The sequence below is a fragment of the Nonomuraea sp. C10 genome, assembly GCF_008017515.1.
GTDB lineage: Bacteria > Actinomycetota > Actinomycetes > Streptosporangiales > Streptosporangiaceae > Nonomuraea > Nonomuraea ferruginea.
Genome location: NZ_VPFF01000001.1, coordinates 6,552,918 through 6,574,259, shown reverse-complemented (window position 1 = coordinate 6,574,259; position 21,342 = coordinate 6,552,918). Strand labels below are relative to the sequence as shown.

At 71.5% G+C, this 21,342-nt stretch carries 17 protein-coding genes; 15 read left to right on the top strand and 2 right to left on the bottom strand.

What is annotated here, in order from left to right:
* Nucleotides 1–63: 63 nt before the first annotated feature.
* From FR742_RS30175 to FR742_RS30145, 7 genes are read left to right on the top strand one after another with little or no spacing between them, the layout of a single operon-like run.
* Nucleotides 64–1,638: a hypothetical protein gene (locus FR742_RS30175; protein ID WP_148034081.1), complete on the top strand. Its 1,575-nt coding sequence runs from the start codon at nucleotides 64–66 to the stop codon at nucleotides 1,636–1,638.
* On the top strand, nucleotides 1,635–2,159 hold the full coding sequence (locus FR742_RS30170) for a hypothetical protein (protein WP_148034080.1): 525 nt from the start codon (nucleotides 1,635–1,637) through the stop codon (nucleotides 2,157–2,159). The genes FR742_RS30175 and FR742_RS30170 overlap by 4 nt, the downstream gene beginning before the upstream one ends.
* A 10-nt stretch (nucleotides 2,160–2,169) precedes the next feature.
* Nucleotides 2,170–2,841 carry a VWA domain-containing protein gene (locus FR742_RS30165; RefSeq protein WP_148034079.1) on the top strand — a complete coding sequence of 224 codons (672 nt, stop codon included), beginning with the start codon at nucleotides 2,170–2,172 and terminating at the stop codon, nucleotides 2,839–2,841.
* 15 nt (nucleotides 2,842–2,856) lie between these two features.
* Nucleotides 2,857–3,735: a protein phosphatase 2C domain-containing protein gene (locus FR742_RS30160; protein WP_148034078.1), complete on the top strand. Its 879-nt coding sequence runs from the start codon at nucleotides 2,857–2,859 to the stop codon at nucleotides 3,733–3,735.
* The gene (locus tag FR742_RS30155) at nucleotides 3,736–5,286 is read left to right on the top strand and encodes a hypothetical protein (RefSeq protein ID WP_148034077.1); all 1,551 of its coding nucleotides are present in this window, start codon (nucleotides 3,736–3,738) and stop codon (nucleotides 5,284–5,286) included. It begins immediately after the preceding gene.
* A complete protein-coding gene (gene brxD / locus FR742_RS30150; protein WP_148034076.1) occupies nucleotides 5,283–6,608 on the top strand; it encodes a BREX system ATP-binding protein BrxD in 1,326 nt (441 codons plus the stop codon). Before FR742_RS30155 ends, brxD begins: the two co-directional genes overlap by 4 nt.
* Nucleotides 6,605–8,713 (top strand): DEAD/DEAH box helicase, encoded by a 2,109-nt coding sequence (locus tag FR742_RS30145; protein WP_148034075.1) that lies wholly within the window; start codon nucleotides 6,605–6,607, stop codon nucleotides 8,711–8,713. The genes brxD and FR742_RS30145 overlap by 4 nt, the downstream gene beginning before the upstream one ends.
* A gap of 127 nt (nucleotides 8,714–8,840) precedes the next feature.
* On the opposite strand, the gene FR742_RS30140 is transcribed toward FR742_RS30145, so the two are convergent.
* On the bottom strand, nucleotides 8,841–9,323 hold the full coding sequence (locus FR742_RS30140) for a DoxX family protein (RefSeq protein ID WP_148034074.1): 483 nt from the start codon (nucleotides 9,321–9,323) through the stop codon (nucleotides 8,841–8,843).
* Nucleotides 9,324–9,600: 277 nt separating this feature from the next.
* On the opposite strand from FR742_RS30140, the gene FR742_RS30135 reads away from it, so the two are divergent.
* Together FR742_RS30135 and FR742_RS30130 are read left to right on the top strand one after the other, a co-directional pair.
* Entirely contained in the window at nucleotides 9,601–10,857 is a 1,257-nt protein-coding gene (locus tag FR742_RS30135) for an erythromycin esterase family protein (protein ID WP_187281363.1), read from the top strand.
* A gap of 78 nt (nucleotides 10,858–10,935) precedes the next feature.
* Complete coding sequence (locus FR742_RS30130) at nucleotides 10,936–11,625, top strand: DUF998 domain-containing protein (protein ID WP_148034072.1); 690 nt, start codon at nucleotides 10,936–10,938, stop codon at nucleotides 11,623–11,625.
* On the opposite strand, the gene FR742_RS30125 is transcribed toward FR742_RS30130, so the two are convergent.
* Nucleotides 11,565–12,254, bottom strand: a complete 690-nt coding sequence (locus FR742_RS30125; RefSeq protein ID WP_148034071.1) for a DUF899 family protein — start codon at nucleotides 12,252–12,254, stop codon at nucleotides 11,565–11,567. The two genes, FR742_RS30130 and FR742_RS30125, sit on opposite strands and share 61 nt — an antisense overlap.
* Nucleotides 12,255–12,375: 121 nt before the next feature.
* Between FR742_RS30125 and FR742_RS30120 the strand changes: the two genes are divergently transcribed.
* The 6 genes from FR742_RS30120 (at nucleotide 12,376) to FR742_RS30100 (ending at nucleotide 21,338) form a co-directional block, all read left to right on the top strand.
* Nucleotides 12,376–12,912, top strand: coding sequence for a hypothetical protein (locus FR742_RS30120; protein WP_148034070.1), 537 nt, complete (start codon nucleotides 12,376–12,378; stop codon nucleotides 12,910–12,912).
* A complete protein-coding gene (locus tag FR742_RS30115; protein WP_148034069.1) occupies nucleotides 12,836–13,408 on the top strand; it encodes a phosphotransferase in 573 nt (190 codons plus the stop codon). Before FR742_RS30120 ends, FR742_RS30115 begins: the two co-directional genes overlap by 77 nt.
* A gap of 191 nt (nucleotides 13,409–13,599) precedes the next feature.
* On the top strand, nucleotides 13,600–14,205 hold the full coding sequence (locus FR742_RS30110) for a 2'-5' RNA ligase family protein (protein WP_148034068.1): 606 nt from the start codon (nucleotides 13,600–13,602) through the stop codon (nucleotides 14,203–14,205).
* Nucleotides 14,206–14,286: 81 nt separating this feature from the next.
* Complete coding sequence (locus FR742_RS30105; protein ID WP_261808819.1) at nucleotides 14,287–17,103, top strand: LuxR family transcriptional regulator; 2,817 nt, start codon at nucleotides 14,287–14,289, stop codon at nucleotides 17,101–17,103.
* 66 nt (nucleotides 17,104–17,169) lie between these two features.
* Nucleotides 17,170–17,298 carry a hypothetical protein gene (locus FR742_RS46065; RefSeq protein ID WP_261808818.1) on the top strand — a complete coding sequence of 43 codons (129 nt, stop codon included), beginning with the start codon at nucleotides 17,170–17,172 and terminating at the stop codon, nucleotides 17,296–17,298.
* Nucleotides 17,299–17,360: 62 nt separating this feature from the next.
* Nucleotides 17,361–21,338, top strand: coding sequence for a S8 family serine peptidase (locus tag FR742_RS30100; RefSeq protein WP_261808817.1), 3,978 nt, complete (start codon nucleotides 17,361–17,363; stop codon nucleotides 21,336–21,338).
* Nucleotides 21,339–21,342: the final 4 nt, after the last annotated feature.

Here is a 21,342-nt window from a genome sequence, read left to right as displayed (position 1 = left end):
CGGTCCATCCGGAACCCTCTTTAAAGCTGCACCCAAACATGACCCGAAGGACATGTGTCTTCCGTGACGGACCAGGAACTCGCCGGAGAATTACGGGATCTCGCGCGGCACCCCGAACTGAAACTCCGCGCTGAGCAGCTTCGTGAGCTGGCGAAAGCCACCACGACACCCAGCGAGGCCGAGCGCTGGTGTGAGGTGGATCTGTTCGCCGCCTTCCCGCCCCGAGAATCGGTCATCCCGGCAGTTTCGGAAGTGGGTCCGAAATGGTATCGGCTGCTCAAGTTTCTTGACCTTTTCCAGCCCGTTCTCGTCTTCCTCCCCATCGGCGTCACCTGGTACGGGCTCAAGGAGGCCACGACGGCGTACGGCGAGACCCTCGGGGCAGGCGGCATCGAGGCGGCACGCCGGCCGTTCCTGGAGATGTGGCAGCAGGGCTTCGGCGGAAGGTTGCCGGCCTGGCTCCAGTTCGACGGCGTCGCCGTGCTGACGTTGTCGGCCATCGGTCTGCTCATAGCCGTCACCCTCGGCGAGCGCATGCTGCGGCGCTGGTTGGAGCAGCGGGCCGAGGAGCAGGTGGACGCCCTCCGCGCCAAGCTGTTGGCCGCACTGACCCGGGCGAGCCTCGTGCTCGCCCAGGTGCGGCTGTCCTCTCCGGCCCGGTTCCAGGCCGAGTTGACCAAGAGCGCGGCCCAGATGCACGAGCTCGGCCAGACCACCAGGGCGGTCTACACGAAGGTTGTGGAGGCGCTCGACCTGGCGCTCGAAGCTTCCGGCCAGGCCTCGGACGCGCTGACGGCGGGAGTCGCCGACATGCGGGACTCGATCGCGACCCTCGACAAGCAGGTGGCCACGGTCACCTCCGCCGCCGAGACCCTGCTCCGGGCGGTCGAGCGGACCGCGTACGCCATCGACTCGGTCGGGGAGAAGACCGATGAGGCGGTCGACCGCGTGGGTGACCGGCTAGGAAACGTGATCCTCGACTCCACCACCGCCGTACGCAAGTCGGTCGACGAGTTGGCGGCACTGAGCGCGCAGGCCGTGAGCGACATGGCGGCATCCGCCGGCCAGGTCGTCGGGGACCTCGCGACCTCGACCGGGCAGGCGGTGCGCGAGCTGGCGGATTCGACCGACCAGGCCGTACGCGACACGGCGGCGAGCCTGGACGTGCGGGTCGGTGAGCTCGTGAGCGTCACTGCCGATCTCGGTTCCGCCGTGGGCCGGGTGGAGACGGCCACCAGCGTGAGCGGCGACCGGATCAGCCGGGTCCTGACCGACGCCAATGGCACCCTCGCCGCCACTCTCGGCGGTGCGGGCACCGAGGTCAGAGAGGCCCTCGATGACTGGGCGGGGACCGCGAGCGCGCACGCCGCGCGAATAGAGATGGTCTCGGACACCGCCGGACGCACCGTACGGCTGCTGGAGGAGACGCGGGACGCGCTGGACCGGCTTCCCGCCGACCTCGCGCGGACCCTCCAGGAGGTCCCGTCAGCTGTCCGCGAGGTCACCGCTCCCGAGATCGCCGGACTCCAAGCCGCCATCGCCCGCCTCGACGACACGGTAAGGCAGGTCGCCGCGGCGGTCACCGCCGCCGGCGCCACGGCATACCCGCCCTCCGACACCGAGGCGGCCTCACCGTGACCGCCCGTCGCGGTTCGGTCGCACCGCTGCTCCTCGCGGGATGGCTGTTCGCCGACCTCCTGCTGGCGCTCACGATCATCATGCTGGGAGCGCAGGCACCGCCGCCCGTCCCGGCCAAATCCCTCGCGGGCAAGGGGACGACGTCGCCGAGCCCGTCCCCGTCACCCTGCGCGACGCGGGCCGCGGGGGTGGCCGCGAAGCCCACCAAGGTCTCCTTCCGGGTGCACCCCGGCGCCTCCGACCGGGAACTGCTCGGCCAGGTGAAGCGGGAGCTGCGCAAGTACAAGAAGCGGCTGGCCGGACGGCACGCCGGCATGGTGCTGACCTTCGGCGCCGACGGCGGCGCGGGGAACGGCGTGCATCTGGCGACCCGGGTCAACGCGGCCGCGGGCAAGGCGTTTCCTCGCATCTTCCAGACCGCCGCGACCCGGAACTTTCATGACCTGGCAGCCCCGAGCGGGTCGATCTCCATGGAGATCTACTTCGTCTCCGACGGCTGCTCCTCCATCCGCGAGAGTTGAGGACCACCTGATGAGCGAACAGGTACTCCCCTTCTACCTGGTCTGCGACGAGTCGTACTCCATGCAGGGCGCGCCGCTCGACGCCATCAACCAGGAGCTCCCCCTGATCTACCAGGAGATCGCCAGCAACCCGGTCGTCGCGGACCGGGCCAGGCTTGGCATCATCGGTTTCAGCACCACCGCCGAGGTGCTGCTCCCGCTGGCCGACCTCAACGACGTGCACTCCATCCACCAGCTGACGCCGCGCGGCGCGACCAACTACGGAGCCGCGTTCTCCTTGCTCAAGCAGACCATCGAGCAGGACATCGCGGCGTTGAAGCAGTCCGGGCACACGCCGTACCGGCCCACGGTGTTCTTCCTCACCGACGGGCTCCCCACCGACCAGTGGCAGGCGGAGCACAAGAATCTGGTCAGCCGCGACTTCAAGGCCTACCCGACCATCCTGGCGTTCGGCTTCGGCGACGTGGACGCGGCGACCCTGCAGCAGATCGCCACTTTCCGGGCGTTCATCGCCGACGGCGACATGGCACCTACGCAGGCGCTGCGGGAGTTCGCGCGGCAGCTGCTCAACTCCGTGGTCCAGTCGGCCGTGGCGTCGTCTTCCAACCCTTCGGGCGCCGCCCAGCTCATCATCCCCGACCAGGTGCCGGGGTACACGGTCCTCGCCCCCGACCCCATCTGACCAAAGGAACCGCACATGGAACAGGTTCAGGAGTTCTCGGCGGCCGAGACGGTGGAGGCCGCGCCCGGGATACCCGAACCACTCGTCATCGGCCGCACCCCGAGGCTGCTCTCCAAGCCAGGGCCGCTGCCGTCGGTGCGGCGGCCGGACACGGAGATCGACGGCTGCACCCTGCCCGGCCTGGAGGTACGCGCCGCGTCCGTGAGAGGAGACGCGCATCGCTACTACGGCACGTCGAGACAGGACGCGATGGGGCTCTGGCACGACGGCGACCGCAGGCTGCTCGCCTGCGTGGCAGATGGCCTGGGCAGCAAGGAACAGTCACATCTCGGAGCGGCCACGGCCTGCGAGGTCGCGCACGCCAACCTGCCTGACTTCCTTTTCTGCGCCGAGCCGATGACGGCTGCCCGATGCCTCATCGAGAACATCGCCTGCGACATCAACGAGCGGGCGGAGAACCTCAAGATTGCACCGGACGAGCTGTCGACGACCTTCCTCGCCGCCGTCGTCGAGGAACTGCCCGAGGCGTCCGTGCATCGCGCCGTCATCATGCGGGTCGGCGACTGCACCGCCTGGCGGCTACACAGAGGCGTGTGGACGTCGTGCTTTCGAGAGGACGAAGCCGCGGATGCGGTCGCGACCTCGGCGACCCGCGCCCTGCCACGGGACGTCGAGCACGTCGAGGTCGGGCACGCCGACCTCTACCCGGGCGACATGCTGCTGCTGTGCACCGACGGTCTGGCCAAGCCGATGCGCGCGCCGCAGGTGAGCACGCGACTGTCGGACTGGTGGCGGATGGGACCGCCGTCACTGCCCGAGTTCTTCTGGCAGATGAGTTTCCGGGCCAGGACGCACGACGACGACCGGACCGCCGTCTGCATCTGGAGGGGCTGAATGGCCTTCACCCCCCATCCGCTCGACCGGCAGCGCGGGACACTGCCCCTTGAGCCCGATCCCCTGGACAAAGGCGGCCAGGGCGTGATCATCCGTGTCCTCGGGCCGGAGAACCTCGTCTACAAGGAGTACATGCCGCACGTCGGCCACGTGAACGGCAGGGCACTGGCGGAACTCGTCGACTTCGGTCATCGGCGGACGGCCGGAGAAGTGGGCTTCCTGCTGGCCCAGTGCGCCTGGCCCGTCGCGAGAGTGGTCCACGAAGGCCGGGTAACAGGCTTCCTCATGCCGCATGTGCCCCGGGAGTTCTACGGCCCGATCGGCGGCAAGCCCAAGCTGGTCGAGCTGCAGTATCTGCTGTACGAGCCGAACTGGGCCTGGCAGAGCCTGCACCAGCCGAGCATCACGGGCCGTCTCGAGATCGCCACCATGGCCGCCAAGATGATCGACCTGCTGCACACCCACGGGTGGGTGGTCGGAGACCTGTCCTTCCGAAACCTGCTGTGGCGCCCGGGCGCTCCGTACAAGGTGTTCATGCTCGACTGCGACGGACTGCGCCGGCATGGGGGAGAGCCGGTGCTCCGGCAGGCGCACACGCCCGACTGGGACGATCCGTACCAGCCGTCCAGCGGGCCGGAACTGGACACGGACCGCTACAAGCTCGCGCTACTGGTCGGCCGGGTGCTGGCGCGGACCGCGTCGGTCCGGCCCGGTCAGGAGCCGACGCTGCTCCCCGGGCTGCCGGACCAGGTGCTCACGGCGGTCAGGGAGCTCTTCACCCGTGCGCATGGTCCGCGAGGCAGTCGTCCCAGCGCCGCCGAATGGGTGCAGGCGCTGGTCGGTCGCAAGCGCATCGCGGTGACACGCCCTTCCCGTCCGCAGCAGTCAGTCCCCGCCGGGCCCGTCGCCCCGATCAATCTGCCTGGTACGGGCCGGCGCAGCGTGACGGTCAGCAGACCGGCATCGGGAAGCCGTCCCGTCCTCCCGCAGCCGTCACCTTCACCGTCTTCCGAGCGGAGATGGACTCCCGTCCTACCGCCCAATGGGCGGACGGCTTCCCCCGGCAAGGTGATGAAACCGCCCCCGACGCCTCCGCGGTCCGTCCCTCAGGGGGCACAGCCCGTATCGGCACCGCCGAGACCGCGGCCCGTGCCGGTGTCCGGGTCACAGGCGGCACCGCGTCAGTCCGTAGGGGCATCGCCGTCGCCATCATCGGCGGCGGAAGCAGCGACGACGCTGGGCCGGCGAGTGATCGACTCGGATGCCTATGCCGAGCAACGGCAGATGGCCCCGCGAGGCGGCGCCGTCGACGACGACGCGGTCGCCCGCCTCATCGATCACCTGGCGGCGGGCACCGGGCGGGACTCGGTGGCGAATGTGGCGGTGCTGCTCGGAGACCCCGCCGACAGGACGGTCCTGCTCATGCGAGCCGTGAAGAACCTGCTCAACGTGGAGCAGACCGAGGTGATCACACTGAAGGACGGCGACCGTACGGTCGAACTGAACGTGCGACTGCTGCAGGAGCAGTTCTTCGAGGAGGATGAGCCGTGACACCGAAGGTGAGCCGGGCCAGGCGCCGGCAGATCATCGAGGCCCTGGGCCGTGGGACGGTGCCGCGAAGCGGCCTGGACCTTTTCGCGGTCGGCATGGAACGGTTCGAGAAGGCGCTCGACGACGAGTTGGCAGCGGTGACGGCGGGCAGCGCGGGGTTCAAGGCGGTCCGCGGCGAGTACGGCTCGGGCAAGACGTTCTTCGCCCGGTGGCTGGCCGAGCGGGCCAAGCGGAAGAGGATGGCCACCAGCGAGATCCAGATCTCGGACCGGGCCACACCGCTGCACAGGCTGGAGACCGTCTACCGGTCGCTGATCGGCGCGTTGAGCACGGCGACCTCGCCGCCGAGCGCGCTGCGGGACATCGTGGACACCTGGCTCCTCGCCCTTGAGGATGATGCCGGGGTCGCCAAGGACGATCGGAACGCGATGACGGCGGCGGTCGAGGATCTCATCGAAACGCGGCTGGCGGAGACCGCCAAGAACGCGCCCGCGTTCGCGACCGCGCTGCGTTTCTACCGCCGGGCCCGCCTATCGGGCGACAACGCGACCGCGGACGGCCTGCTCGCCTGGGTGGGCGGTGAGCCGAACGTCGCGGCGAGCGTCCGCCGCTATGCCGGGCTCAAAGGCGACCTCGACTCGACCGCGGCTCTCCACTTCCTGCAGGGCCTGCTCGTGGTGCTGCGGGACTGCGGCTATCCAGGGCTGCTCGTCGTGCTCGACGAGGTCGAAACTCTGCAGCGGATGCGCAGCGACAACCGCGAGCGGAGCCTGAACGCTCTTCGGCAGCTCATCGATGAGGTCGACAAGGGCCGGTTTCCCGGTCTCTACCTCGTCATCACCGGCACCCCGGCCTTCTACGACGGCCAGCAGGGCGTTCAGCGGCTCACTCCGCTCGCGCAGCGGCTCCACACCGATTTCCAGACCGATGCCCGGTTCGACACCGCCCGGGCGGTGCAGATCCGGCTCACCGGTTTCGACCGGGACAAGCTGGTTGAGCTGGGCGGCGCCGTACGCGATCTGTACGCCCAGGGGAATCCTGCCGAACAGCGGATCAGGGACCTCGTCGACGACGCCTACATCAAGGATCTTGCCACGTCGGTCGCCGGGCACCTGGGGGTAGGCGTGGCGCCCCGCATCTTCCTCCGCAAGCTCGTCGCCGACGTGCTGTACCGGGTGTCGGACCATGAGGACTTCGACCCGCGCAGGGACTACCGGCAGGTCACCGTCACGGAGGGCGAGTTGAGCGAGGACGAGCTGAACGCCTTCCGCCGGAGCCGGGCCGCCGTCTCCGCGGACGAGGTGGAGCTCGATCTGCCATGACCTCACCGGCGCTCGCGCTGCATCCGACTATCGCTTACCACCTCACGAACACGATGGGCTGGCCGCGGCTGCGACCGCTGCAAGCGGAGGCGCTCGAACCCATCGGCGAGGGGCAGGACACGCTGCTGATCGCGCCGACGGCGGGCGGCAAGACCGAGGCGGCGGTGTTCCCGCTCCTGTCCGCCATGGAGGAGCGGGCCTGGACCGGGCTGTCCGTGCTGTACGTCTGCCCGCTGAAGGCCCTGCTCAACAACCTGCTGCCGCGCCTGCAGGCGTACTCGAGCTGGCTCGGCAGGCGGGTGGAGCTCTGGCACGGCGACGTGTCCGGCTCCCGCCGACAGGCGATCCTGCGTGATCCGCCGGACATTCTGCTGACCACCCCGGAATCCCTCGAGTCCATGCTGATCAGCAACGGGGTGGACCACCGCCGTCTGCTGGCCGACCTGCGCGCGGTGGTGGTGGACGAGGTGCACGCGTTCGCCCGGGACGACCGCGGCTGGCATCTGCTGTTCGTCCTTGAGAGGCTGACCCGGCTGACTGGCCGTCCGCTGCAGCGGATCGGCCTTTCCGCGACGGTAGGCAATCCCGCCGAGCTTCTCACCTGGCTCCAGGGTTCAAGCGCCGGGAAACGCCCAGCGCGGGTCCTCGCCCCCGAGTCGACTGCCTTGGCCGCCGAACCCGACGTCGAGCTCGACTACGTGGGATCGATCCCGAACGCCGCCCGGATCATAGCCGCACTGCACGAGGGCGAGAAGCGGCTGGTCTTCTGCGACTCCCGGCGAATGGTCGAGGAGCTCGCGCAGGCGCTGCGCGGACACGACGTCACCACGTTCGTGTCCCACGCCTCACTGTCTCTGGACGAGCGCCGCCGCGCCGAAGAGGCGTTCGCCCAGGCCCGCGACTGCGTCATCGTCTCCACATCCACGTTGGAACTCGGCATCGACGTGGGCGATCTCGACCGCGTGGTGCAGATCAACGCGCCGTGGTCGGTGGCCTCGTTCCTGCAGCGGCTCGGTCGTACGGGCCGCAGAGCGGGCACCCGCCGCAACTGCCTGCTGCTCACGCTCACCGACGACGACCTGCTCGCGGCGGCCGGGCTCCTGGTGTTGTGGGGCAAGGGGCACGTCGAAGCGATCGAGCCGCCTCCGGAGCCGCGGCACATCGTCGCCCAGCAACTCCTCGCGCTCGCCCTCCAGGAGGGGAGGGTCGGCGACGCGCTGTGGCCCGACTGGTGGAACGGCCTTGACCCGTTCCGGCTCGCAGAGGCCCAGCAGGTGCTTGACTATCTGGTCGCCGAGGGTTTCCTGGAGCGCGATGGGGGCGGGCTACTCGTCGGACCCGAAGCGGAACGGCGGTTCGGCCGCCGGCACTTCATGGATCTGACTGCGGTGTTCACCGCGCCGCCGGAGTTCACTGTCTTTCACGGTCGTGCGGAGATCGGACGGACCGATCCCGCCGTGCTGACCAGCGCGGCGCCCGGGCAGCGATTGCTCCTGCTCGCCGGGCGCACCTGGCAGGTGGACTGGATCGACTGGAAGCGCCGGCGAGGCTTCGTACAGCCGGTGGACAGCATGGGCGGTGAGGCCCGCTGGGCGTCATCGGTGTCAGGCGGCGTCTCCTACGCACTTGCCCGCGCCATGCGCGACGTCGTTCTCGGCGCTGATCCGCCGGTACGGCTCACGCGCAGGGCCGTCGCGGTGCTGGCCAGGCTGCGCAACGAGCGCAGCGGCACGGTACAGCCGGGGGGAACGGTGATCGTCCGTGAGGAGGGCGACCTCCGCTGGTGGACCTGGGCAGGCCATCGGGCCAACGCCACCTTGAAGAGCACCCTCGGCCCGCTGACGGACCCTCTCCAGCGAGGCGATGATCTGTACATCAGGCTGCGCAGCGACATGGAACCCGGCAGGTGGCGGCACGCTATCCGGGACCTCGACACCCGGTTACGCCCTCCGGAGGCGGACGACAGGGCGCTGCGCGGTCTCAAGTTCACCGATGTACTGCCACGTGACGCCGCCCACCAGACGTTGTCCGCCCGCCTGGCCGATCTCCCCACCGCTGCCTCGGTACTCCGTGAACCCGTGCGGTTCACGGTCTCCGCGAACTGATGGAGCTCCGTGTCAGAGCCGGGGCCGGATGCTCAGGCGAGGTGGGGCCCAGCAGCCGGACGCGGGCTATGTCTCAAGCAGAACGGTGCCTCCCGGAACCGGTCCGGGAGGCACCGTCGGGGAGGGGTCAGGCCGCCACGTGAACGCGCTCCGTGCGGCGCTCGCGGGCCGGGACCAGCCGGGCGCCCAGGGCGCGGGCGCCGATGACCATGGCGGCGGCGGCCAGGACGATGTCCTTGAAGATGTACTGCGCCTCCAGGGTGGGGGCGCCGGGGAACAGGTCGGTGAAGAACAGTGCGTACGGTGCGAAGAAGCCGGCCAGTGCGCCGGTCATCACGACCAGTCCGGTCTTCAGGAGTCTGCCGGTGACCAAGGTGAGGCCGATGAAGACCTCCATGCCGGCGATCACGAGCTGGGCGGCGTAGCCCGACAGCATGCCCAGGGACAGCTTCTCCAGCGTGGCCACCGAGAGGGCCTCGGCCGGGCTGACTCCTGGGAAGAACTTGAGCGTGCCGAAGGCGACGAAGACCAGGCCGAGGCTGACGCGCAGGATGTCGATGCTGTGCCTGGACAGCCAGGCGGTCAGCTTTGAGGTCGCGTTCTCGATCATTTCTTTCTCCCCGTCGGTGTCGTTTCCGTCTGGATCCAGACTGGCGAGACGGCTGGCGGAGAACATCCGGCGACGGGAGGCAGTCGGTCTACGCCTTCACAGGTACGGCGGGTCACGCGTCTACTGCCTCACGCCTAAGGGTCCGCCCTAGGGGGAGGTCCGGTCCGATCCCCTAGGGCGGCGGGCGTAGTTCGCGATGGGACGCCCGGCGGACGCGCCGGCGCCGGGACGAGCAGGACTCTGGGCTCACCGTCCCTTTGCAGAAACGGGAGTCATCATGTTGCGCTTGCTCATGGCAGGTGTCCTGGCCGTCGATCCGCACGTCGTCGACTGGATCGACAAGAACGCCCAGCAGCAGGTCACCAGGGAGGCGATCGGCGCGGCCACCGTCGTGGGCCTGGGGGAGTCCAGCCACGGCACCCACGAGGAGGCCACGATCAAGTTCGGCGTCCTGCGCTTCCTCGTGGAGGAGATGGGGTTCCGCTCGATCGCGTGGGAGGAGGACTGGACGACGAGCGTGCGGGTCAACCGGTACGTCCTGACCGGCGAGGGCGACCTCGACGCGCTCATGGGCGAGCTGACGACGACGTGGCGGAACCGCGAGGTGCGCGACGTGCTCGCCTGGCTGCGGGCGTACAACGCGGGCCACGACGACAAGGTGCGGTTCGTCGGCGTGGAGTACTACGCCACCCGCTCCCTCGCCCACGACGCCGTCTCCTCGTACGTGACCGAGGCCGCCCCGCAGCGGCTGGGCGAGCTGCGGCGGCACCTGCGGCCCATCCGGCCCCGCCACGAGGACGCCGGGGCCAACCTGAGGTGGTACATGGGGGTGACCGACAAGCGGCCCTACATCCGTCATGCCCGCGCGGTGTACGAGCTGGTCGAAGGGCTGCCCGGGAACGACCGGCAGCGGCTGGCCCTGCACCACGCCCGTCAGATCCTCTCCTGGTACGAGGCGTTCAGCCTGCCCTTCGAGGACGTCTACGCCTACCGCGACGCCCGCGCGGCCGAGAACCTCCGCTGGTGGCAACGCCGCACCGGCGACAAGGTGGCCTACTGGGCGGCGAGCGCGCACACCGCCGCCGCGCCGGGCCTGCGGATGGTGCTCGGCGGCGAGGCGGTCGCCTTCGACAGCGCGGGCTCCTACCTGCGCCGCTGGTACGGGGACCGCTACCGCTCGATCGGCGTGCTGTTCGACCACGGGAGTCTGAGCACCGGGGACGGCTGCGGCGTGGCCCCGGCGCCGGTCCCGCGCCCCGACCCCGGCTTCGCCAACCGCGTGTTCGGCGACGTCGGCCGCGCCCAGTACGTCGTGGACCTGCGCGCCAAGGCGCCGGAGGCCGTGCGCGCGTGGCTGCGCGCCAAGGCGCCGGAGGCCGTGCGCGCGTGGCTGCGCGCGCCGGCGAAGGTACGCGGTTACTCGGACTACGTCCCGGCGGCGGCGCAGAAGTCGTACATGGAAGGCGGGTCGCCGGCGCAGTGGTTCGACGTGATCATCCACCGGCAGGTGATCACTCCCTGCACGCCCCTCTAGGGTCGGCGCCCGTGTCCATCCGGCGGCTTTCCGTTCGTCGTCATGCGGTACGCACCCTTTCGTGAAAGGACCGGACCCATGACCGCCCAACACCGCCGAACCACGCTCCTGCTGAGCTGCGGCGCGCTCGCCGGGGTGCTCTTCCCCGTCGTCTCGTTCGCGCAGGCCTTCACCCGCGAGGGCTTCGACCTGCCCCAGCACGCGCTGAGCTCGCTGACACTCGGCGACCTCGGCTGGCTCCAGATCGCGAACTTCATGGTCACGGGCTTGCTGGCCGTACTCTTCGCGGCCGGCATCCGGCGGGCGCTGCACCCCGGACGGGCGGGCACGTCCGGGCCGGCGCTGGTCCTCGTCTACGGCGTGGGCATGATCGGCGGCGGGATCTTCGCCCCCGACCCCGCCCTGGGCTGGCCGGTCGGCGCCCCCGAGGGTCTTCCCGGGCACCTCAGCGTGAACAGCCTCCTGCACACGGTCTTCGCGGCCGCGGCGTTCCTGTCCCTGATCGCAGCCGGGCTCGTGTTCGCCCGGCGGTTCGCCGGTCAGGGACGCCGCGGCCGGACGGTGTACAGCGCCGCGACGAGCGTCGCCACGTTCGTCCTCACGGTGCCGCCGTGGAGCGAGGACAGCGCGAGCCTGCGGTTCGCCGCCGCCGCGGTGATCATCTCCAGCTGGCTCGCCGTCGTCTCCTGGTGGTTGCGCGCCGGGTCTCAGGCGTTGTCGTCGCCGTACTGCGCCGCGATGTCCTCGGAGGAGGCCCAGCGGCTGTAGGTGGGCGACTGCGGCCAGCCGTCGGGCGAGTCCTGCCACTCCTCCTGCCGTCCGTACGGCAGGAGGTCGATCAGCGCGAAGGTGTGGGTGAGCTGCTCGGTGCCCCGGCCGTTGGTGTGCCAGGTGCGGTAGACGGTGTCGCCGTCGCGCAGGAACACGTTGACGGCGAAGCCTTCGCCGGGCGGCGCGCCGACGTCGGCGCCGAACGGGCTGTTCGCGGTGGAGTACCAGGTCATCTTGTTGCCGACCCGCCGCTTGTAGGCGAGTGCCTCGTCGATGGGGCCCTGGGTGACGATGACGAACCGGGCGTCGTAGTCGTCCAGGAACTCCAGCCGGGTGAACTGCGAGGTGAACCCCGTACAGCCCGGGCACTGCCACTCCTTGCCAGGGAACCACATGTGGTTGTAGACGATCAGCTGGCTCTTGCCTTCGAAGACGTCCACCAGGCGGACGGGTCCGTCCTCGCCCTCCAGCGTGTAGTCCGGCATCCGCACCATCGGCAGGCGGCGGCGCTGGGCGGCGATGGCGTCGAGCTCCCGGGTCGCGGCCTTCTCCCTGACCCGCAGCGCTTCGAGCTCACGCTGCCAGGTGGCGGCGTCGACGACGGGCGGTAGTGCTTTCGTGTCCATGTCTTCTCCCTGCTTGCCGTGTCCGAAAGAGGTAGACCTGCCCCGGCCGTCGAATTCATCGGCAGGCGTTCCTCTGGATTCGGTAGGAATGCCGCCAACCGCGATCCTTTAGGGTGCAGGCGTGGAGAGGATCTTGGCGGCGGCCTCGGCGGTCCTGGGCGAGGAGGTCAGCGGGCCGGTCGATCTCGGCGGGAGTTCGCGCAGCCACGTCCTGAGGTGTGCGACCCCCAGTGGCGGCACCGTGGTGGTCAAGGCGTACCGGGAGGTCGCGGGGTTCGCGGCCGAAGCGGCCGGGCTGCCGTTCTGCGGCGGGTCGGGGCCGCGGTTGCTGGCGGTGGACCCGTCCTTCCCGCTCGTCGTGATGTCGGATCTCGGCGTCGCGCCGAGTCTGGCCGACCTGCTGCTCGGGGAGTCGGCGGAGGCGGCGAGGGACGGGCTGCTCGCCTGGGCCAGGACGTACGGGCGGATCGCCGTGGCCGGCGCGGGGAGGCGGCGGGAGTGGGAACGGGCGCGGGCCGTCTACTCCGGGGGGCGAGGCGGGGCGGCGTCTCCTGGGCGGTCTCGGAGAGGTGCTGCCCTCGGTGCCCGCGGGCCTCGACGCCGAGCTCGCGGCCCTGGAGGCGGACCAGGAGCGGTTCCCGGTCTTCTCGCCGGGTGACATCTGCCCGGACAACAACCTGCTGACAGCGGGCGGGATGCGCGTGCTCGACTTCGAGAGGGCCGGATACCACTCGGCCTTTCTCGACGCGGCCTACGTGCGCATGCCGTTCGCGACGTGCTGGTGCGTGTTCCGGCTGCCGCCCGGGCAGGCGGCGGAGATCGAGGACGCGTACCGCGAGGAGGTGGTCGTCGTCCATCCCGAGCTGGCCGACGACGGACTCTGGGCGGCGGGGGTGCGGCAGGCCGTGGCCACCTGGACGATGTTCATGACGTGGGCCATGATGCCGGGGGCACGTGAACGGGACCGGCCCACGCATTCCACCCGGACGCCGGTGCCGAGCAGGCGCCAGCTGCTGCGTCACCGGTGGGGCTACCTGCTGGAGCATCTGGAGGCGGGCGAGTTCCCCGCTGTTCAGGAAGCCGTACGGGCGTGCCTGGAGACCACCGCGCACTGGGAGGTCGCCGAGCTGCCCTACTACCCCGCCTACCGGTAGGCGGGCGGTCTCTCCTGTCGCGCTACAGCATCGTCTGGCGCAAGCCACAGGACTGAGCCGGGCGGTGCGTGCGATTGGCCGTCCTTCGCGCGCGCGGCTCCGATATCGTGACCACGCTACGTGAGCAGATCGGCACGATTAGACACGTTCAACCCCGCTCGGGCTCTGCCCGCCCCCACCGAGGAGGATGTGTGAGCTCACTCCCCACGCGTATGGCCGACTGCTGGGAGAGACGGCGACCGCAGGACCGGCTCTACTGGCAGGTCCTGCTGGGGGATGACCCGGGCGCGCGGGCCATCGTCCAGGAGGCCCACGACCGCCTGGCCGGCGTTCCCGGCCTCGATCGGGTGCCACCCGAGTCCGTGCACCTCACCACGTTCGTCGCCGGCCGCTCGGACGAGATCACCGGCGACCAGGTACGGGTGATGGCCCAGGAGGCGGCGGGCCAGCTCGCCCGGGTCGAGCCGTTCACCGTCACGCTGGGCCGGGTGCTGTACCACCCCGAGTCGGTCGCGCTGGAGGCGCGGCCGGTCGAGCGGCTCCGGCCGCTGCTCGAAGCGGCGAAGTTCGCCACGCGGGCGGCGACGGGCCGCGACGGCGTCCTGGACCACGAGCCGTGGACACCCCGGGTCACGCTGGCCTACAGCAACTCCGACGGCCCCGCGGCCCCCGTCATCGACGCGCTCGGGGAGCGGCTGCCGGACCGTGAGGTGACGATCCGCAGCATCCACATCGTCGACCAGGAGGCGGCGTTGAGCTGGCGCCCGGTGGCGGAGGTCCGGCTCGGCGCGTCATGAGCCGTCCTGGAAACCGCCCATAGGGTGACGATTGATCTGTGAAAGCGCGTGCAGTTGAATACTCGGGTGCGAGCTGGCCGAGTGATCTCCCCGGTTCTGGTGGGCAGGGAGAAGGAGCTCGCCCGGCTCGTCGCGCTCGTGGCCACCGCGCCCTCCGTGGCGGTGATCGAGGGCGAGGCCGGCATCGGCAAGTCGCGCCTGGCCGCCGAGCTGCTCGGCGACACGGCCGTGGCGGGGATGCGGGTGCTGAGCGGGTCGTGCGTGCAGATCAGGGAGCCGTTCCCGCTGGGGCCGATCGTCGAGGCGCTGCGCGGGCGCGCGCCCGATCTGGCCGGGGCGGAGCTGACGCCGGTCGCGGGGGCGCTGCGCGACCTGCTGCCCGAGCTCGCCGGGGTGCTGCCCGAGAAGCCCCGGCTGCCCGACGACCGGGCGGCCGAGCGTCACCGGCTCTTCCGGGGGCTCGCCGAGGTCATGGCCGCTCTCGGTCCCGCCGTCCTGCTCGTGGAGGACCTGCACTGGGCGGACGGGCAGACGGTCGAGTTCCTCACTTACCTGATGTCCGTGCTGCCCGACACGCTCCGCGTGGTGCTGACGTACCGGGGCGAGGAGGCGCCGGCGGCGGTGCGCGCGATCACCGCGCGGACGGCCGACGCGATCAGCGTGGCGCACCTGGTGCTGCCGCCGCTCGACGCCGCCCAGACGCGGATCATGGCGTCGGCCATCCTGGAGGCCGACCAGGTGACGGCCGAGTTCGCCGAACACCTCCGCGCGCGGGCGTCCGGCCTGCCGCTCGCCGTGCAGGAGCTGCTGGCGCTGCTGCGCACGCGGGGGACGCTCATCAAATGGGAGGGCGGATGGGCGCGGCGCGCGCTCAACGAGCTGGACGTGCCGAGCGGCGTCCGCGTCACGGTGCGCGAGCGGGTCGCGCAGCTCTCCGACGGGGCCAAGCGCGCCGCGGAGCGGGCGGCCGTGCTGCGCACGCCGGTGCCCATCGAGGTGCTCGCCGACGGTGACGCCGGGGCGATCGACGAGGTGCTCGGCTCGGGGCTGTTCGCCGAGACGGGCGGCGCGGTGGGGTTCCGCCACGTGCTGGCGGCGCAGGCCGTCTACGAGGCGATCCCGCCCGGCCGCCGCCAGGCGCTGCACGCCGCCGCCGCGGATCTCATACGAGGGCTTCGACCGATGCCGCTGGGCCGCCTGGCCCACCACCTGCGGCACGCGGGACGGGCCGAGCAGTGGGTGGAGACCGCCATCGAGGCGGCCGACCAGGCGTCGAGGCTGGGCGACGACGCCGAGGCCGCGCGCCTGCTGGAGGACGTGCTGCGCGACACCGACCTGCCGGCGGCACGGCGGGCGGAGCTGACGGTGAAGCTGGGCTGGGCCGCGCTGGAGCTGCTGCGCCCGCCGCCCGTCGCCGGCCTCATCACCGGCGCGCTGGAAGGGGATGTGCCGCGCCCGCTCCGCGGCAGGCTCCGCTTCCTGCTCGCCCTCCACCTGGAACGCACGCGGACGGACATCGCGCGCATCGGCGACGCCTTCGCCCAGGCGGTCGAGGACCTGGACGAGGAGCCGGGGCTGGCCGCCTGGGCCATGGTCGGAGTGGGCCGCCCGCCCAGCGACCTGCCGCCCGCCGAGAGCAGGGCCTGGCTGGAGAGGGCGCTCGCGACCCTGCCCGCCGTCGGCGACCCCGCCATGCGGATGCTGGTGCTCGGCAAGATCGCGATGATCTTCGTGGTGATCGGCGATCCGCGCTGGGACGGGCTGGCGGAGGACCTGCTGCGCGAGACCGGCGGGCGCGGGCTGCTGCGCCGCGAGGTCAACGCCTACCGGTCCATCGGGGGCGCGGCCCTGTTCAGCGGTCACCACCGCAAGGCCCGCCGCCTGCTGGCCGCGGCGATCGAGGACGGGGCCGAGCCCGATCTCCGCGGGCGGCTGGAGCTCCGCTGCCTGGTGAACCTGGCCGCCGCCGACTACTTCGACGGCTCGTGGGACGGGCTGGCCGCGCGGCTGGAGGAGCTGCGCGGCCATTTCGGCGACGAACCGCACGAGCGCATCCTGGTCGACATCGTGGCCGCCTGCCTCGGCGCGGTGCTCGGGCGGCAGGAGGCGGCGCTGCCGCCCCTGCTCGACGCGATCGCCATGGCCCAGTCGCGCGGCCAGTTCGACGACCTCGTCCTGCCCATCAGCATGCTGCTCAGGCTGGCCGCCGCGCGCGGCGAACCGGAGCAGGCGATCGCGACGGCCGCCGAGGCGGCCTCCCATTGGGAGGCGGGCGGGCTGTGGCCGGTGGCCGTCCGCGCCCTGCCCGCGCTGACAGAGGCGCTGCTGGCGGCCGGCCGCGCCGCGGAGGCGGCGGACGTGATCGACAGGCACGCGTCCCAGCTGGCCGGGCTCGACGCGCCGCTGGCCGGACCGGCTCTCGGCCACGCCCGCGGCCTGCTGGCCGCCGACGGGGGACGCGGCGCCGAGGCCGCGCGGGAGTTCGCCGCGGCGGCCGAGGCGTTCGAGCGGATCCCGGCGCTGTACGAGGCCGCGCAGGCGCACGAGCACGCGGCCGCCTGCCTGTTCGCCCTGGACGACCCCGAGGCCGCCGTCCACCTGGGCCGGGCCGTCACGCTGTACGGCGGGCTGCACGCCCGGTGGGACCTGGACCGCGCCACGGGACTGGGCCGCCGGTGGGGAGTCCGCCCGCCCGCGCCGGCGCAGAACGGCGGCGACCAGGCGCTGTCGGCCCGCCAGGAACAGGTGGCCCGGCTGGCGGCGGAGGGGCTGACCAACCAGGAGATCGCCAAGGAGCTGTTCCTGTCGCCGAAGACGGTGGACAAGCACGTCAGCGCGGCCATGCGCAAGGTCGGGGCGCGGTCGCGGACGGAGCTCGCCCGCCATCTGAATTCCTAGATTGGGGATTTTTCCCCATAGGGCTCCCCATACCCCATTCCGCCTGGCTGTGGCGACACTTGCGGCATGTCCGAAACCACCTCCGAGCCCGGCCCCGACGACCGCCAGGAAGAGGCGACGGAGTCACCCGAGCCGCCCGAGCCGTCAGAGCCGCCTGAGCCGCTCCTGCCGCCCGACGGCTTCGAGCCCGCCTGACCACCCCCTCCAGAAAGGCCACCATGGCACTGCCCCGCCCCCCGTTAGCGCGCCGCGCAGGCATGATCCTGACCGCGGCCACGATGCTCACCACGGCGCTGGCCGCCACCCCGGCGTCGGCCGCCGACGGGACCACGCCCACCCCCGCTCCCGCCGCGCAGGCCCGGACCCAGACCGTCACCCTGTCGGGCGTGCGCGCCGGCAAGGTCGTCGTCACCCTGATCACCGGTGACAAGGTCCAGCTGAGCCGGTCGGAAGCCGGCAAGTATCGGGTGGAGACCGCCCCGGGCACGCGGGACGAAGGCCGCCGCGTCAACCTGTTCACCCAGTTCACGCCCGACGGCGTCTTCGTGCTCCCGGACGACGCGGTCTCCGCCGTCCAGGCGGGGCTGCTCGACAAGCGGCTGTTCGACGTCAAGTATCTGGCCGAGAACGGGTACGCCGACGACGCGACCAAACGGGTGCCGGTCATCGTCCAGTATCCGGAGGACCAGGCCGAGGCGTCACTCAAGCGCTCGGCCGCGGCCATCCCCGCCAGTGAGCCCACCGGGACGCTGGAGAGCATCCACGCCTCCGCCCTCGACGTCGACAAGGCAGAAACCGGCGCCTTCTGGGCGGCCGTGCGCGAGCGGCCCGACGCCAGGCGGGGCCTGGCCGCGCCCGGCACGCTGGGCGGCGGCATCGCCAAACTCTGGCTGGACGCCAAGGTCAAGGCCGACCTGGACGTGAGCGTGCCGATGGTCGGCGCGCCCCAGGCGTGGGAGCGGGGGCACGACGGGACCGGCGTGACGGTCGCCGTCCTGGACACCGGCGCCGACGCCGCCCACCCCGACCTGACCGGAAGGATCGCCGACAGCCGGTCGTTCGTCCCCGACCAGCCGGTCCAGGACGGGCACGGCCACGGCACCCACGTCGCCGCCACCATCGCCGGGACCGGCGCGGCCTCGGGCGGCAGGCACAAGGGCGTCGCCCCCGGCGCACGGCTCGCGGTCGGCAAGGTGCTGAACGACAACGGCGAGGGCATGGAGTCGTGGATCATCGAGGGCATGGAGTGGGCCGCGCGCAGCGGCGCCAAGGCCGTCAGCATGAGCCTCGGCGGCACGCCCACGGACGGCACCGACCCGCTCAGCCAGGCCGTCGACGACCTGACCGCTGAGACCGGCGCCCTGTTCGTGGTGGCCGCGGGCAACCTCTACAACGAGGAGACCGTGAGCGCCCCGGGCGCGGCGGACGCGGCGCTGACCGTGGCCGCGGTCGACAAGGACGACCAGCTCGCTCCGTTCTCCAGCCGCGGCCCGCGCGTCGGGGACTCCGGCCTCAAGCCCGACATCGCGGCTCCCGGCGTGAACATCGTGGCCGCGCGGGCGGCGGGCACGGCCATGGGCGCCCCCGTCGACGAGCACTACACGGGCGCCAACGGCACCTCGATGGCCACGCCGCACGTGGCCGGCGCCGTCGCCATCATGGCGCAGCGGCACCCGGACTGGACGGCCCAGCAGCTCAAGGCCGCGCTGATGTCGACCGCCAAGGACGACGGCTTCACCGTGTACGAGCAGGGCGCCGGCCGGCTGGACCTGGACAGGGCCACCGGCCAGCGGGTCTTCACCACCGGCGGCGGCGTCGACTTCGGCCTGCTCGAAGGATCGGGTGAGCCGAAGACCGGCGAGGTCTCGTACACGAACCTGGGTGACCAGCCCGTCACGCTCGCGCTGAAGGCGCAGATGAGCGGTGGGGCGAAGGTGGGCGTCGCGGACGCGACGCTGACGATCCCCGCCGGCGGCACGGCGGGCACGACCGTCACCCTCGATCCGGCCGGGCTGGAGCTGGGCAAGTACAGCGGGGCCGTGATCGCCGAGGCCGAGGGCGTCCGCCTCACCACGCCCATGGGCGCGGTGCGCGACGTCCCCAAGTTCGACCTCACGATCCGCACCCTGGACAGGGACGGCAAGCCCCGCACCCCGACGGCCATGAGCGTCGTCGACGTCGACGGGACCAAGGGCGAGCTCGGCCCGCATCGCGTGCACGACGTGGGCGTGATCGTGACGCGGGTGCCCGCGGGCACCGTGAGCGTGCTGCAGGTGCTCGACTGGGTGGACGGCGACGACCGCGCCAACCGGGGCTGGCTGTTCGAGCCGGAGCTCACCGTCACCGGCGACACCGAGATCACCCTCGACGCCCGCGAGGCGTCCCAGATCCGCTTCACCACGCCGAAGACCGCGGAGCCGCTGAACAACAGCTACGAGGTCTTCTTCCAGCGGACTCTCCCCAGCGGGCAGATCTACGGCGGCACCCTGCTCAACGGGGCGCCCGTCGGGGCGTGGGAGAAGGTGTGGGCGCTGCCGACCAAGAAGGTCACCAAGGGCGCGTTCCGCTTCACCGGGCAGTGGGAGCTCGGCGTGCCCGAGGTCACGATGACCGCGCGGACGCCGAAGCGGCTGTCGCTGAACCCGGTCTCCAGGGTCCACGTCCTCGACCGGGCGGAGCTGCACCCCGGATACGTCCCCTTCGAGGGCACGCGGGACCTGCGGGTCGTCGACGCCGGCAAGGGCCGTCCCGAGGACCTCGCGGGCAAGGACCTGCGCGGCGCGCTCGTCCTGATCGACGCCGAACCGGCCGAAGGGTCGCTCGGGCCGCAGTGCGGTCTCCAGATCGAGCGCGTCGGGCCGATCAGGGACGCCGGCGCCGCCGGCATCCTCGCCTTCAACGAGCGGCCGGCCTCCTGTCCGATCCCGCTGGCCCTCGCGCAGAAGCCGTTCAGCGGGCCGCTGCTGCCGGTCAACCTGCCGATCGCGTACGTGTCCCACGCCGAGGGCGTGAAGGTGCGCGAGGAGGCTCGCCGGGGCCGGGTCACCATCCGGGTGGAGGGCACGCCGCACACCCCGTACTCCTACGTGTTCAAGCCGTACGCGGACGGCCGGATCCCGGACTCCATGCACTACAAGGTCACCGACCGCCAGCTCCACCGCGTCGACTTCGACATGCACGCCGGGCCGTACAGGAAGGCCTCGGTATGGCGGAGCACGTGGCGCACCGACGACGTGACCTACACGGGCACCGGCACGGACGCGGTGAGCTGGTCACTGCCGCTGCCGCAGCGCAGGCACCAGTGGGTCTGGCCGCTGGACCGTACGATCGTGCACTCGACGGGCATGTCGGCCCTGACCACGCCCGATCCGGCGGCGGAGACCGAGGAGTCGCGCTACCGCGTCGACGTCTTCGACAAGCCGGGACGGACGACGCAACGGTGGTTCACCACCCCGAGCACGCCGGGCGCCGCGACCGCCTCGGAGAAGGTGTTCAAGCTCGCCGACCCGAAGGCCGCCCCGCTGGAGAAGCTGGTGGTCGGGGTGCCGTGCGCGATCTGCGTGCACGACGGCAACCTCTGGGTGACCCCGTCCATGGTCAGCGGGGTCGGGGAGCGGCGTGACGACGGCGTGGCCTTCGGGGACCTCCAGCCGCGGTACGAGATCCACCTGTACCGCGACGGCCGGGAGATCCCGAACGCACCCGTCGAGCCCTTCGCCACCCTGCCGCGTTACCCGCTGCCGGAAGGCCAGGGCGTCTACCGGCTGACGGCCAGGAACGACCTGCAGGACGTCGAGTGGACGTTCACCGCCCCGCCGGGCGAGGACCACGTCAAGCCCGGTCTCAACTGCTACGCCTGGTGGATCGACGGCCCGGTGGAGCACTGCCGCACCACCCCCGCGGTGTACGTGAGCTACGACCTCGGTGACAGCCTGTCCACCGGGAACACGGTGGCCGCCGGCCGCAAGCACACCTTCGAGCTGGAGGCCTACCACGGGCCGTCGGCCGCGAAGATGCCCGCCATCGCGGGAGTCCGGCTCTGGACGAGCACCGACGACGGCGCCACCTGGCAGCCCGCCGATCTCAGGCGCGGCCGGGACGGCGTCTACACCGCCGGGGCCAGGTATCCGGCCTACCGCGCCACCAAGGGCGCGGTGAGCCTGAAGGTCGAGGCGTGGGACGCGGCGGGCAACCGCGTCAAGCAGACCACGCTGCGCGCGTTCGACCTGCGCTGACCCC

What these genes read in the sequence shown, in the direction of transcription:
- FR742_RS30100 (WP_261808817.1), top strand. Translation starts at nt 17,361, where the DNA reads ATGATCCTGACCGCGGCCACGATGCTCACCACGGCGCTGGCCGCCACC.
- FR742_RS30130 (WP_148034072.1), top strand. Translation starts at nt 10,936, where the DNA reads ATGACCGCCCAACACCGCCGAACCACGCTCCTGCTGAGCTGCGGCGCG.
- FR742_RS30165 (WP_148034079.1), top strand. Translation starts at nt 2,170, where the DNA reads ATGAGCGAACAGGTACTCCCCTTCTACCTGGTCTGCGACGAGTCGTAC.
- FR742_RS30145 (WP_148034075.1), top strand. Translation starts at nt 6,605, where the DNA reads ATGACCTCACCGGCGCTCGCGCTGCATCCGACTATCGCTTACCACCTC.
- FR742_RS30160 (WP_148034078.1), top strand. Translation starts at nt 2,857, where the DNA reads ATGGAACAGGTTCAGGAGTTCTCGGCGGCCGAGACGGTGGAGGCCGCG.
- FR742_RS30125 (WP_148034071.1), bottom strand. Translation starts at nt 12,254, where the DNA reads ATGGACACGAAAGCACTACCGCCCGTCGTCGACGCCGCCACCTGGCAG.
- FR742_RS30140 (WP_148034074.1), bottom strand. Translation starts at nt 9,323, where the DNA reads ATGATCGAGAACGCGACCTCAAAGCTGACCGCCTGGCTGTCCAGGCAC.
- FR742_RS30155 (WP_148034077.1), top strand. Translation starts at nt 3,736, where the DNA reads ATGGCCTTCACCCCCCATCCGCTCGACCGGCAGCGCGGGACACTGCCC.
- FR742_RS46065 (WP_261808818.1), top strand. Translation starts at nt 17,170, where the DNA reads ATGTCCGAAACCACCTCCGAGCCCGGCCCCGACGACCGCCAGGAAGAG.
- FR742_RS30135 (WP_187281363.1), top strand. Translation starts at nt 9,601, where the DNA reads ATGTTGCGCTTGCTCATGGCAGGTGTCCTGGCCGTCGATCCGCACGTC.